The organism is Stenotrophomonas ginsengisoli (genome assembly GCF_001431485.1).
Classification (GTDB): domain Bacteria; phylum Pseudomonadota; class Gammaproteobacteria; order Xanthomonadales; family Xanthomonadaceae; genus Stenotrophomonas; species Stenotrophomonas ginsengisoli.
In genome coordinates, this window is record NZ_LDJM01000008.1 from 35,402 (window position 1) to 48,964 (window position 13,563).

The window sequence follows — 13,563 nt, forward strand, 5'->3', positions numbered from 1 at the left end:
TCAAACCATCTGGTTAAGGCGGATGATCGGCAGCACCACGGCCAGCACGATCAACAGCACCAGGCTGCCCATGACCACCAGCACCAACGGCTCGAACAGGCCGACCAGCAGGCCGATGCGGCTGTTCAATGCCTGCTGTTGCTGCTGGGCACCCCGCTGCAGCATCTGCCCCAGCCGGCCACTGCTCTCGCCGGCACCGATCAGGTGCATCAGCATCGGCTGCAACGGCGCATGCGCCTGCAGCGCCACGGCCAGGCCACTGCCCTGGCGCACACGTTCGGCCGCCCTGGTCAGGCCGGCCTGCAACGAGGCGTTGCCGACCACACGGGTGGCGATGGCCAGCGCATCGACCAGGGGCACACCGCTGCTTTCCAGGATGGCCAGGGTGGCGGTGAAACGGGTGCTGTCGCCCTGGCGCAGCAGCGCACCGAGCACGGGCAGGCGCAGCAGCGCCGCATCCATCCGCAAACGCCAGTGGGGCTGGCGGCGCAGTCGGTACAGGGCATAGCCCAGGCCTGCCACGGCCAGCAGCAGCCAGATCCAGCCGGCCTGCAGGGCGGCACTGGCACCGAGCAGGATCCGGGTCGGCAGCGGCAGAGCCTGGCCACTGCTGGTGAATACACCGATCACGCTGGGCACCACATGCCCGAGCAAAAATGCCACCACCGCCAGCGACACCAGCACCAGGATGGCCGGGTAGACCATGGCCACCTGCAGACGCTGGCGCGCCTGTTCGGCCTGCTCCACATGATCGGCCAGCTGTTCCAGCACACGCCCCAGCTGGCCGCGTTCGCCAGCGGCCACGGTGTGCCGGTACATGGCAGGAAACGAATGGGGGTAACGCGCCAGGGCCGCGGCCAGGCCCTGGCCCTGCAGCACCGCCTCGCGCACGCCCAGCAGCAGGCTGCGCACACGTTCGCGCCGGCTCTGCTGGGCCACCACCTGCAAGGCCTGCTCCACCGGCACCGCGGCCTGGATCAAGGTTGCCAGCTCACGCGTGAGCAGGCACAGCTCGGCACTGGAAATACGCTGCCAGCGCCGGCCCTGCGCATCGGCCTGGACGGCTTCGAGTTGCAACGGCGACAGCCCGCGCTCGCGCAGCTGCTGGCGCGCACTGCGCGCACTGTCGGCCTGGATCACCCCGTTGGCACTGCGGCCATCGGCGGCCAGTGCGCGGTAACGCCAGGCGCTCATGCCTCGGCCACCACCCGCATCACTTCCTCCAACGTGGTGACCCCGGCCAGGACCTTGGCATGGCCGTCGGCCAGCAGGCTGCCGCGTTGCCGCCGCGCATGCGCGGTGAGCTCGGTTTCGCTGGCGCCGGCCTGGACCATCGACGCCAGCGAGGGGTCAAACACGACCAGTTCGTACAGGCCAACCCGGCCGCGATAGCCCTGCATCTGGCACTGCGCGCAACCGCGCGGGCGCATCAGCTGCGGGCGCTGCAGCGGATCGATCTGCAACTGCCGGCATTCGGCCGCGCTGGCCGGGCTGGGCTGGCAGCAATGCGGGCATAGCCGGCGCACCAGCCGCTGGGCCATCATCCCCAGCAACGAGGAGGACAGCAGGTAGGGCTCCACCCCCATGTCCAGCAAACGGGTGATCGCACCGACCGCGCTGTTGGTATGCAGGGTGGACAGCACCAGGTGGCCGGTCAGCGAGGCCTGCACCGCGATCTGCGCGGTTTCCCGGTCACGGATCTCGCCCACCATCACCACGTCCGGGTCCTGGCGCAGGATCGCGCGCAGGCCGCGGGCAAAGGTCATGTCGATGCGCGGGTTGACCGGGGTCTGGCCGATGCCGTCCAGGTGGTATTCCACCGGGTCCTCGACGGTGAGGATGTTGCGGGTGCGGTGGTCGATCTGGCCCAGGCTGGCATACAGCGTGGTCGACTTGCCCGAACCGGTCGGCCCGGTGACCAGGACGATGCCATGCGGCCGCTGCAGCATCTGCTGCCACTGTTGCTGGTCTTCCAGCACCATGCCCAGTGCCGGCAGCGAGAAACGCCCGGCCTGCTTGTCCAGCAGGCGCAGCACCACCCGCTCGCCATTGGCCGCCGGCAGGGTGGACACGCGCACATCGACCTCGCGGTTGCCCAGGCGCACGGCCAGGCGGCCATCCTGGGGCAGGCGTTTTTCGGCGATGTCCAGGCGCGCCATGACCTTGATGCGCGACACCAGCAGGGCCGCCAGCTCGCGCCGGGGCTGGATCACATCACGCAGGATGCCGTCCACGCGAAAGCGCACCACCAGGCGCTTTTCATAGGTTTCGATGTGGATGTCCGAGGCCTGTTCGGCCACCGCTTCGCCCAGCAGAGCGTTGAGCAGGCGCACGATCGGCGCGTCATCCTGCTGCGCCAGCAGATCCTCGGCCTGTTCCAGGCCTTCGACCAGACTGGCCAGGTCCAGCTCCTGGTCCAGGCCATCGACCATGCCCATGGCACTGGCGCTGTCCTGGCGATAGGCCTGCTGCAACAGCTGCTCGAACTGCTCGTCGGCCACGCAATCCCATTGCAGTTCTCGGCCGGCAATGCGCCTGGCCTCGGCACGCGCAGCCAGGCTGGCGTCGGCACGGTGATGCAATACCAGTCCATCGGCGCCAAGCAGCACACCCTGGTCGCGCGCAAAGCCCATCGGCAGGCACGGCGCTGCCGCCAGACTCGGCAAAACGCCGGCGGAAAATGGTTTGGTCATACATCCCCCTGTGGTGGCCGGCACTGGTGCAGCCACCCAAAAACAGCGGGCAAACATGCCACGCACTACGCAAAAATGCGCGCTGCCATCGACCATTTGGCGATTCGGGTCACACTTCCAGATCACTTTCGGTGCCCCGTAAGAGAAGCAACGCTAAAGTGCCAGCGCGGTTACCAGCGACGCTGGCAACTGCACAACAGGGGACATTGCTGGCTTTGCCCACAGTACGTCGGTCGTGCTTCCTGTTGCTGTGTCGTCAACAGGAGCTGTAGCGATCCATGTGCCATCCCCCACGCCTCCCCTTCCCGTCATCCGGCCGTGTCAGGTCGCAACGATGAAGGCCGTGCTGCGCCGTTGGTCGCCTCGTCTTGCCGGCTGCCTGCTGGCCCTGAGCCTGCTGCTGCCGGCCCCTGCCATGGCCGAAGCAGCCGGACAATGGACGATCAACATGAAGGACACCGACATCCGCGATTTCATCGGTGCGGTGTCCAGCATCACCGGTGACACCCTGGTGGTCGATCCGCGTGTCAGCGGCCAGGTCAGCGTGATGGCCAGCGAGCCGATGTCGCTGCCGGAAGTGCGCCGCCTGTTCCTGTCGGTGATGACGGTCAACGGTTTTGCGGTGATCGAGGATGACCAGCAGACCCGCATCGTGCCCAATGACGAAGCCCATGGCTGGGCCGGCAACCGGGGCACGGGCAATGACGCCATCGAAACCCGGGTCCTGCCGGTACAGCATGGCGTGGCCAGCGAGCTGCTGCCGATGCTGCGCCCGCTGTTGCCGGGCAATGCCCACCTGGCCGCGGTGCCCACCTCAAACTCGCTGATCATCAGCGATCGCCGCGGCAACATCGCCCGCATCCAGGCCCTGCTGCGCCAGCTCGATGCGCCGCAGCTGCATGAGCACAGCGCCTACGACGCAGTCCATGCCAGTGCCGAATCACTGCAGCGCATGCTCAGTGCCACCCTCGGGGCCAGCGCCGCCAACGGTGGCACCCGGGTACTGGCCGATCCACGCCTGAACCGCCTGCTGGTATTCGGCCCGGTGCAGGCACGCGAACGCCTGATCGCCCTGGCCCGCTCGCTGGATGCCGATGCGCCGCAGTCCTCCACCACCCAGGTGATGCGCCTGCGCCACGGCGATGCCAAGCAGATTGCGCAGACCGTGGATGCCATTGCCGGCTCGATCAACGCCGATCCGCAGCAGGGCGAAAGCAAGGCCAGCAGCCTGGTGCGCGCCGATGAGAGCATCAATGCGGTGGTCATCCACGCCCGTCCGGACATGCTGCGGGTGCTGCGCGATGTGGTGAACCAGCTGGACATCCCGCGTTCGCAGGTGCTGGTGGAGGCGGCCATCGTGGAAATTTCCGGTGACATCGAAGATGCGCTCGGCGTGCAATGGGCGATGGACGGCGGCTCGGGCAGCGCCGGCGTCGGTGGCATCAACTACAACGATACCGGCCTGTCGATCGGCACCCTGATCGGCACCCTGGCCAGCGGCGCGATGCCGGCCAGCCTGCCCTCCGGGGCCCTGCTGGGCATCGGCAACAGCAACTTTGCTGCCCTGGTCACCGCGCTGTCGTCCAGCAGCAAGAGCAACCTGCTCTCCACCCCGACCCTGCTCACCCTGGACCACCAGCCGGCCGAAATCCTGGTCGGCCAGAACGTGCCGTTCCAGACCGGCTCGTATACCACCAGTGCCGACGGCACCAGCAACCCGTTCACCACGATCCAGCGCCAGGACGTCGGCGTGACCCTGAAGGTCACCCCGCACATCAACGATGGTGGCAGCCTGCGCCTGGAAATCGAGCAGGAAATCTCCTCGCTGGTGCCCTCGCCCAGTGGCATCCAGGTCGCCGACGTGATCACCAACAAGCGCTCGATCAAGAGCACCATCCTGGCCATGGACGGGCAGGTGATCGTGCTCGGTGGCCTGATCCAGGATGACAGCAGCGACCAGCATTCCAAGGTGCCCCTGCTGGGCGACATCCCCGGCCTGGGCCGGCTTTTCAGCTCGACCAGCAAGAACCGGGTCAAACGCAACCTGATGGTCTTCCTGCGCCCCACTGTCATCACCGACATGAGCGAGGCCGGAGCCATCAGCGAACACAAGTACATGGACCTGCGTCAGCAGGCGCCGCCTCCCAGGCGCGGGCAGACACCACTGCCGGCCCACAGCCAGCAACTGTTTCCGGACCTCCGCCCCACTCCGCTGAACTGACCGCACACCAGTCAGCGCCATCCCAGGGCCCGCCACCGCACCGCGCTCGCTCGACGCGGTGCCTGGCAGGCCTGTGCACACCATTCCAGGGGGAATACCACCATGCAACCGATACCCACCCGTCACCTGCTCGGCCTGGCCCTGTCCAGCCTGCTGCTCAGCGGCTGTGACCCCAGCTACCGCCTGCCGACCCTGATCGAGGAGCCGGACACCAGCTTGCCGGAGCCCTCCACACCGGCTCCAGCTCCAGCTCCAGCTCCAGCTCCAGCTCCTGCTCCTGCTCCGGCTCCTGCTCCGGCTCCGGCTCCGGCTCCTGCTCCGGCTCCTGCTCCGGCTCCGGCTCCGGCTCCGGCACCGGCTCCGGCTCCGGCTCCGGCTCCGGCTCCAGCACCGGCTCCGGCTCCGGCTCCAGCTCCGGCTCCTGCACCCGCTCCGCCCCCGTTCCCCGAGCCGACCTCGGCACGCTGGGACGAGCTGGATGTGGGTGGTTTCTATGATGTGGATGCCAGCGGCAAGACCCGCACCGTGCGCAACGACCTGGCCGGCAACCTGCCGGCCATGATCCAGTTCGCGCAGAGCCACACGGTGGATCCGAAGGGCAACGAGGCAAAGAACATGCCGCGCCTGACCTCCGAACGCGCGGCCCTGCTGCTGGTTACCCCGGACCCGTCGCTGGGCACGATCGACAGCATGCGCGTGGTGGTCAGCGTCAACGGCCAGACCAAGGGCACCCTGGCCCTGCTGCACCCCAACCAGATGTACCGCTCGGACAACACCGGCGGCAACACCCGTCAGGACTACAACTACTCACGCCGTGCCTTCAGCGTGCACCTGCCGTGGGATTGGGTGGTGCCCGGTCTGAGCCTGGCCATCAGTGATGACCAGGGCCGCAGTGGCAGCCTGGCCGCCGCGGACATCGACTTTGCCGCCCCGGCCGAGCTGGTGGTGCAGAGCATCCGCATCGGCATGCTCACCACCCCCAATGGCCAGAACAATGACCACTGGTTCCTGGCCCAGCCCGAGCAGGCCGCCGCCGATTACTTCCAGACCATTCCGGCCGCCCAGCTGACCGTGGGCTACTACGAGCCGCTGCAGCTGGACCGGGTCATGGTTGGCAGTGGCGTGATCTATGACATCAACTCGCCCGATCCGGCCCTGCACGCCAGTGCCACCAACGGCGATGTGTACTCCGGTGACATGCGCGAGGATGTGGGCAAGTCCTCGGTCAGTGTGGGCACCAACCTGGCCAACTTCGGCCTCAGCTCCTCGAGCATGAAGTCGCAGAACCAGCCGCAGCTGTTCCAGCATGTGCTGGCCCACCACAACGTCGGCATGTATGCCAACGGGCGCCAGAGCCACGGCCTGAGCGGTGGCAACGGCATGCTCACCCTGTACAGCTCGCGCGGCAACGAATTCAGCCACGAAATCGGCCACCACTATGGTCTGGGCCATTATCCGGGCCAGAACGGCAACAACTATTTCTGGTCCGGCCACCACCATGACAGCGGCTGGGGCTACATCGCCTACCGCAAGCGCATGCGCGCCAACCTGCACTGGAACCGCGGCAAGAATGACGGCATGGGCGGCATGCCGGTGTTCGAGGACCTGTACAGCTTCGGCACCGATGCGATGAGCGGCGGCCACTACGCCACCTCGCTGTCCAACTACACCCATTACACCGGTTACAGCACCAAGGTCCGCATCCAGCCATCACTGGACCGGGTGGTGCCGGACCCGGACTCGGCCACCGGCTGGTCACGCTGGAATGCCACCACCCGGCGCATGGAAGAGGCCGGCCCGGCCACCGGCACCAGCAACGTCATCCACATGAACCTGCCCACCAACCACTACCAGCGTCCGCGTCTGTTCGGCGTTCCGGTGTTCACCCTGATCGGCGGTTATGACCCCAATGCGGGCACGGCCGTGCTGTATCCGCCGATGCGCGGCAACTGGGGCAATGTGTATGACCTGCCGACACCGGCAGCCAACGCCAGCGCACGCCAGTGCTGGGTGCAGGTGCAGTTTGCCAATGGCAGCAGCCGCCAGATCGAACTGGCCGGCAACCGCATGCAGAGCGGCTCGGTCAACAAACTGCACATCAACCTGGCCCAGGCCGACAAGCCGACCCAGGCCAGCCTGAGCTGCCGCGAACCGGGCGCCCAGGCCACGGTGCTCGATACGGTGAGCTTCCCGCAGAATCTGGCGGCCATGCCGGCACCGGTGGTGGTCGGCCGTGAAGCCGGCTATGCCGCCCTGCGCCGGGTCGAGCTGCCGCAGCTGGAGGCCGCGCTCACCGCCAAGGCCGACAGCAAGCTGATCGAGCTCAGTGCCAATGCCAAACTGCTGCATGCCAGCTGGGGCGATGATCCCTCGGGCCTGAGCAGCACCGCGCGCCAGGTCCTGCAGCGTTACAACACCCAGGAAAGCAATGCGCTGCGCCTGAACCGTTGGATGACCCGTTACCGCAGTGACCTGGAAGCCACCGACAACAACGCCGCGGTGGAGGCACTGAAGAGCCTGCTCAGCACCCTGGGCATGAACCAGACCCCGTTGCTGCCGCCGGCACAGCTGCTGCGCCTGCCGGCCGGGCACTGCCTGAAGGTGGAGCTGGTCAATGGCAAGCCGTCGCCGTATGTGTCCGGCACCTCGGCCTGCACCGGTGGCCAGAACGAACAATGGCTGGCCGATGGTCGCGGCAGCATCCGCAGTGCCGCCTATCCGACTTACTGCCTGACCGGCAGCGGTGGCAATTCGGCCGGGGTGCAGATGAGCCTGTGTGATCGTGGCAACGCCGGCCAGGAGTTTGACCTGTCCGCGCTGCCGGCGATCAAACGCGCGGGCCGCTGTCTGGACATGAGCGGTGGTTTTTTGACCAACAATCGCCAGGCGATCATCACCTACAACTGCAGCGGCGGTACCAATCAGCGCTGGACCGGGCTGCAGGCCAATGAGAACCTGCTGCTGACCTTGCTCAACAACCGCAACCTGACCACCCTGATGCAACTGGATCTGGATTGATCCCTGCCGGCCCGGAGCCGTACAGGCTCCGGGCCACACCGACCATGACCACCCTCTTACATTCCCTGCCTGTCCTGTTGCTGATCACCGCGATTACCGCCGCCGACGCTCAAGCGGGGAGCACCCCGGCCCTGCTGCCGGCCGGATTGGCACCGGCCGGCCTGCGTCTGCAGGCTACTTTTGCCGCGGCCCGGCCCGATCAGGGCATGGCCGTGTTCGGCCAGAATGGACAGACCAGCCTGCGCCGGGCCGGCAGTGACCTGGGCAATGGGCTGCAATTGCTGCGTATCCTCACCGACCGCGTCGTGCTCTCCCACGGCAGCCGCGAGTACTACCTGCCACTGCGCCCGGCTGCGAGCGATGAACGTCGACCTTCAGCCATGCCGGTCAAGCGGCAGGCCACTGCGACCGGCCATGACCTGCGCCCGGCCAGCCACACCGTGGGTATCCGCTCCGGAGGACCGGCACTGCAGGCCGGCAATCTGGACGACGTCCGCCAACAATGCCATTCCAGCGCCATGAGCCAGCTCAGTGCCGCACAACAGCAGGAAATCCAGGCGTTGGGCCTGTGTCCATGACCACGTCGATGATCACGTCCATGACCCGTCTCCCGCCTTGGCTGCCACGCCTGCTGGCCGTGGCCATTGTTGCCGGCAGCCTGGCCAGCATCGGCTGGCAGGCCTGGCAGTTGCGCCAGGACTTCCGCCTGCCGGCCATTGGCAAGTTGCAGGCACCGGCTGCGCCGGCCGCACCGGGCAGCCTGGCCAACCTGTTCACCCCACGCCAAGCCAGCGCCCCGCCCGGCAGCACGTCCATCGAAGGCCTGCAGCTGCAGGCCAGCCTGGTGGCCGATGTGGCCAGCCAGTCACGCGCCCTGATCCTGGTCCCGGGCAGCGGCACCCTCAACCTGCAGGTCGGTGACATGCTCCACGATGACCTGGTCGTTGAAAGCGTGCGTGCCGACCATGTCACCCTGCGCCAGGGCGACAGCCTGCATATGCTCATGCTCGACACTCCAGGCCTGGACAATGCCACGGCAGACGACCCTCTGCCCTGAGGCCTGCGGCGGACAACCCACTCCATGCCGCATCACGGCAGACGCAGACAAAGAAAAACCCCGCTCGACGAGCGGGGTTTTTCGTTACAGCAGTCAGCGCGGGGCTGGCAACGGCGGACTTAGAAGTCCATGCCGCCCATGCCGCCCATGCCGCCCATGCCACCTGCACCGCCCATGGCAGCGCCGTCGTCCTTCTTCGGAGCGTCGGCAACCATGGCTTCGGTGGTGATCATCAGGCCGGCAATCGAAGCGGCGTTCTGCAGGGCCGAACGGGTCACCTTGGTCGGATCCAGGATGCCGAACTCCAGCATGTCGCCGAACTCACCGGAAGCGGCGTTGTAGCCGTAGGCACCGGTGCCTTCCTTGACCTTGTTGACGATGACCGACGGCTCGTCGCCGGCGTTGGCCACGATTTCGCGCAGCGGGGCTTCCATGGCGCGCAGGGCGATCTGGATACCGTGATTCTGGTCTTCGTTGTCACCCTTCAGGCCGGACAGGGCAGCAACAGCACGCACCAGGGCCACACCGCCGCCCGGGACCACGCCTTCTTCAACGGCTGCACGGGTAGCGTGCAGGGCGTCGTCAACGCGGTCCTTCTTTTCCTTCATTTCGATTTCGGTCGAGGCACCGACCTTGATCACAGCAACGCCACCGGCCAGCTTGGCCACGCGCTCCTGCAGCTTCTCGCGGTCGTAGTCCGAAGAGGTCTCTTCGATCTGGGCCTTGATTTGCTTGACGCGGGCTTCGATGCCAGCGGCATCCCCGGCGCCGTCGATGATGGTGGTGTTGTCCTTGGAAACCTGCACCTTCTTGGCGCGGCCCAGGTCCTTGATGGTGGCCTTTTCCAGCGACAGGCCGACTTCTTCGGAGATCACGGTGCCACCGGTCAGGATGGCCATGTCTTCCAGCATCGCCTTGCGACGGTCGCCGAAGCCCGGGGCCTTGACGGCCACGACCTTGACGATGCCACGGATGGTGTTGACCACCAGGGTGGCCAGGGCTTCGCCCTCGATGTCTTCAGCGATGATCAGCAGCGGCTTGCCAGCCTTGGCCACGCCTTCCAGCACCGGCAGCAGGTCACGGACGTTGGAGATCTTCTTGTCGTGCAGCAGGATGAACGGGTCATCCAGGTCAGCGGTCTGCGACTGCTGGTTGTTGACGAAGTACGGCGACAGGTAGCCGCGGTCGAACTGCATGCCTTCGACAACGTCCAGCTCGTTTTCCAGACCCGAGCCTTCTTCAACCGTGATCACGCCTTCCTGGCCGACCTTCTTCATCGCTTCGGCAATGATGTTGCCGATCGATGCGTCCGAGTTGGCCGAGATGGTACCGACCTGGGCAATGGCCTTCTCGTCGGAGGTCGGCTTGGAGATGGACTTCAGCTCGGCGACGGCAGCGGTCACGGCCTTGTCGATACCGCGCTTGAGGTCCATCGGGTTCATGCCGGCGGCAACCGCCTTGGCACCTTCGCGGATCAGGGCCTGGGCCAGCACGGTGGCGGTGGTGGTGCCGTCACCGGCGATGTCGTTGGTCTTGGAAGCGACTTCCTTGACCATCTGCGCGCCCATGTTCTCGAAGGCATCGGCCAGTTCGATTTCCTTGGCGACGGAGACGCCGTCCTTGGTGATGGTCGGAGCGCCGAAGCTCTTCTGCAGAACGACGTTGCGGCCCTTCGGGCCCAGGGTTGCCTTGACGGCATTGGCGAGAACGTTCACACCACGCACCATCTTGGTACGGGCGTCTTCACCGAAACGGATGTCCTTGGCTGCCATGTGCATTTACCTCAAAAAAATTCGGAAAAATCAGGAAGTAGCGGCGAAACGCTCGACTCAGCCGATGACGGCGAGGATGTCGTCTTCGCGCAGGACCTTGTACTCGACGCCTTCGGCCTTGTAGGTCGAACCGGCGTACTGGCCGTAGATGACCTTGTCACCCACTTGAAGCGACGGCGCGCGCACGCTGCCGTTGTCCAGCGGCTTGCCCGGGCCCACGGCCACGACTTCGCCCTTGGTGGACTTTTCCTTGGCCGAATCCGGAATCAAGATGCCGCCAGCGGAGATTTCGTCTGCTTCGATCGGCTTGACTACAACGCGGTCGTGAAGCGGCTTGATGCTCATGAAAGACCTCTTAAGTATTTGACTGGTCAAAAATTTTGGCACTTGCCCCAACCGTTTGCGGGGGCGGCGGCAAGCGCGGGATAAAGCCCGGCAACCCGGGATGCCAAGGAAGATGGAGCCCGCTGGCGCGCTTTCAAGGGCCACATGCAAACTTTTTTGTGCCTGCGCCATCACCCTGGCAAGCGGCCAGCGGTCACAGTTCGCGCATCTGCCCGTACAACCGTCATCAAGCCCGGCCTACCCTCGCGTGCCGGAATTACCGGTTCATTCATATTCGGGTATCCCCATGACGATGCGCTTCCGCCTGCGGCCACTGGCCCTTGCCCTGCTCACCGCAACACTGACCGCGCCTGCGATGGCCTCGGTGTTCATCAATGAACTGCATTACGACAACAGCAACAACGACATCGACGAAGGCATCGAGGTCGTCGCCACTGCCGGCGAGAACCTGGCCACCTATTCCATCGTGCTCTACAACGGCGCCACCGCCAGCGCCGGCACCACCTATTCCACCCGCCAGTTGCCGGCCGGCAGCGCTGCCAGTTGTGGCGGCACGGTGTCCATGGCCAGCCTGCGCTCCAACAACTTGATCCAGAACGGTGGCAATGACGGCATCGCCCTGGTCGACGGCAACGGCCAGGTGGTGCAGTTCCTCAGCTACGAGGGCAGCCTGACCGCCAGCAACGGCCCGGCCGCCGGCATGACCAGCACCGCCATCCCGGTGTCGGAAACCAATTCCACTGCGGCCGGCACCTCGCTGCAGCTGGCCGGCACGGGCAGCAGCTACGGCGACTTCAGCTGGCGCAGCAGCGCCACCGCCACCTTCGGCAGCTGCAACAACGCCCAGACCTTCAGCGGCACCAGCACCGGCACCGGGCCGCGTCCGAGCGTGAGCAACACCACCCCGGTCAACGGCGCCACCGGCGTGCCGATGGCCGCCGACCTGCTGGTCAACTTCTCCGAGGCCGTCACCGCCGCCAGCGGTGCCTTCACCCTGCGCTGCGGCACCACCAACATTGCCCTGAGCCACCCGGCCAGCGGCACCAGCTTCGCCCTGACCCCGGCCAGCGTGCTCGCCCCCGGTGCCAGCTGCCAGCTCGGCGTGGTGGCCAGCAAGCTCACCGACAGCGACGGCCTGACCCCGGCAGCCAACACCACGGTCAACTTCACCGTGGCCGCCGGCAGCACCCCGGGCGTGCCGGGCAGCGGCTACTGGTCGCGGGTCAACACCTCCAGCGCCTCGCAGCTGCGCTGCTCGATCCACCACACCATCAAGGGGCACACCTCCTACCCCTACAGCGGTGGCACCACCAACACCTGGACCATCCTGGAGATTGCCGACGAGAACCCGGCCAATCCGGGCCAGATCCTGGACATCTACCGCAACCGCGCCTACAGCAAGGTGTCCGCGCGCGCCGGTACCGGCTCGGGGCTGACCTACAACCGCGAGCACACCTGGCCCAAGTCGCTGGGCTTCTCCTCCACCACCGGTGACAAGGGCCTGCCCAACGCCCCGCACACCGACGCGCACATGCTTTACCTGTCCGACACCAACTTCAATTCCAGCCGCGGCAACAAGCCGCTGGCCAACTGCACCAGCGGCTGCACCGCGCTGGCCACCGAGGCCAACAACGGCGACGGCGGCACCAGCGCACGCGGTGACCGCAACTGGTTCATCGGCCCGGACGGCAATGGCGGCAGCTTCGAGGTGTGGGACGGGCGCAAGGGCGACATCGCCCGTGCGGTGCTCTACATGGCCATCCGCTATGAAGGCGGCAAGCACCCGGTGACCCAGCAGACCGAGCCGGACCTGGAACTGACCGACGACCGTTCCAAGATCGTCATCACCTCGTCCTCGCCGGCCTACATGGGTCTGCTCTCCACCCTGCTGGCCTGGCACCAGCTCGACCCGCCGGATGCGGCCGAGCGCGCGCGCAATGACGTGGTGCAGAGCTTCCAGGGCAACCGCAACCCGTTCATCGACAACCCGCAGTGGGCCACCGCCGCCCTGTTCAACTCGGCCAAGCCGGCCACCTGCCAGCTGGCCAACTGATGTCCCCCGTCCGGGCGGCCTGCGCGGCCGCCCGGCAGCGCACGGCGCGGGCCCCTATACTGGCCCGCGCCATGTCCGATTCCACCGTCTGCCTGCTGCTCACCACCTGCCCGGATGCCGCCACTGCGCAAGCGCTGGCCGATGGGCTGGTCAGCGCGCGCCTGGCGGCCTGCGTCAGCCAGCTGCCCGGGATGATCTCCACCTACCGCTGGCAGGGACAGATCCAGCGCGAAAGCGAGATCCAGCTGATCATCAAGACCAGCAACGCCCGCCGCGCCCAGGCCATGGACCATATCCAGACCCACCACCCCTACGATGTCCCGGAGATCCTGGCCCTGCCGGTCAGTGACGGGCTGCCGGCCTATCTGGCCTGGGTGGCACACAACTCCGCCGAGGATTGCTGA

Annotated in this window: 10 protein-coding genes; 6 read left to right on the forward strand and 4 right to left on the reverse strand. The window is 66.5% G+C overall.

Features of this window, described 5'->3' with window-relative positions:
- Window positions 1-1,194 carry a type II secretion system inner membrane protein GspF gene (gspF, locus tag ABB30_RS03070; protein ID WP_057636842.1) on the reverse strand — a complete coding sequence of 398 codons (1,194 nt, stop codon included), beginning with the start codon at window positions 1,192-1,194 and terminating at the stop codon, window positions 1-3.
- On the reverse strand, window positions 1,191-2,693 hold the full coding sequence (gene gspE, locus ABB30_RS03075) for a type II secretion system ATPase GspE (protein ID WP_057636843.1): 1,503 nt from the start codon (window positions 2,691-2,693) through the stop codon (window positions 1,191-1,193). The genes gspF and gspE overlap by 4 nt, the downstream gene beginning before the upstream one ends.
- Before the next feature lie 334 nt (window positions 2,694-3,027).
- Here gspE and gspD point away from each other — a divergent pair, with 334 nt between their 5' ends.
- The 4 genes from gspD (at window position 3,028) to ABB30_RS03100 (ending at window position 8,989) form a co-directional block, all read left to right on the forward strand.
- The gene (gene gspD, locus ABB30_RS03080) at window positions 3,028-4,914 is read left to right on the forward strand and encodes a type II secretion system secretin GspD (protein WP_057636844.1); all 1,887 of its coding nucleotides are present in this window, start codon (window positions 3,028-3,030) and stop codon (window positions 4,912-4,914) included.
- A 102-nt stretch (window positions 4,915-5,016) separates the two neighbouring features.
- Entirely contained in the window at window positions 5,017-7,932 is a 2,916-nt protein-coding gene (locus ABB30_RS03090) for a M66 family metalloprotease (protein ID WP_083489650.1), read from the forward strand.
- 44 nt (window positions 7,933-7,976) lie between these two features.
- Window positions 7,977-8,510 (forward strand): hypothetical protein, encoded by a 534-nt coding sequence (locus tag ABB30_RS03095; protein WP_152980525.1) that lies wholly within the window; start codon window positions 7,977-7,979, stop codon window positions 8,508-8,510.
- Between the two features lie 20 nt (window positions 8,511-8,530).
- On the forward strand, window positions 8,531-8,989 hold the full coding sequence (locus ABB30_RS03100; protein ID WP_057636848.1) for a hypothetical protein: 459 nt from the start codon (window positions 8,531-8,533) through the stop codon (window positions 8,987-8,989).
- A gap of 119 nt (window positions 8,990-9,108) precedes the next feature.
- Here the strand turns inward: ABB30_RS03100 and groL are convergent, their stop codons facing one another.
- Together groL and ABB30_RS03110 are read right to left on the reverse strand one after the other, a co-directional pair.
- Window positions 9,109-10,761, reverse strand: a complete 1,653-nt coding sequence (gene groL, locus ABB30_RS03105) for a chaperonin GroEL (protein WP_057636881.1) — start codon at window positions 10,759-10,761, stop codon at window positions 9,109-9,111.
- A gap of 57 nt (window positions 10,762-10,818) precedes the next feature.
- Window positions 10,819-11,106 carry a co-chaperone GroES gene (locus ABB30_RS03110; RefSeq protein WP_057636849.1) on the reverse strand — a complete coding sequence of 96 codons (288 nt, stop codon included), beginning with the start codon at window positions 11,104-11,106 and terminating at the stop codon, window positions 10,819-10,821.
- A gap of 292 nt (window positions 11,107-11,398) precedes the next feature.
- Between ABB30_RS03110 and ABB30_RS03115 the strand changes: the two genes are divergently transcribed.
- Together ABB30_RS03115 and cutA are read left to right on the forward strand one after the other, a co-directional pair.
- The gene (locus ABB30_RS03115) at window positions 11,399-13,159 is read left to right on the forward strand and encodes an endonuclease (protein WP_057636882.1); all 1,761 of its coding nucleotides are present in this window, start codon (window positions 11,399-11,401) and stop codon (window positions 13,157-13,159) included.
- Window positions 13,160-13,230: 71 nt separating this feature from the next.
- Window positions 13,231-13,563: a divalent-cation tolerance protein CutA gene (cutA, locus tag ABB30_RS03120; protein ID WP_057636850.1), complete on the forward strand. Its 333-nt coding sequence runs from the start codon at window positions 13,231-13,233 to the stop codon at window positions 13,561-13,563.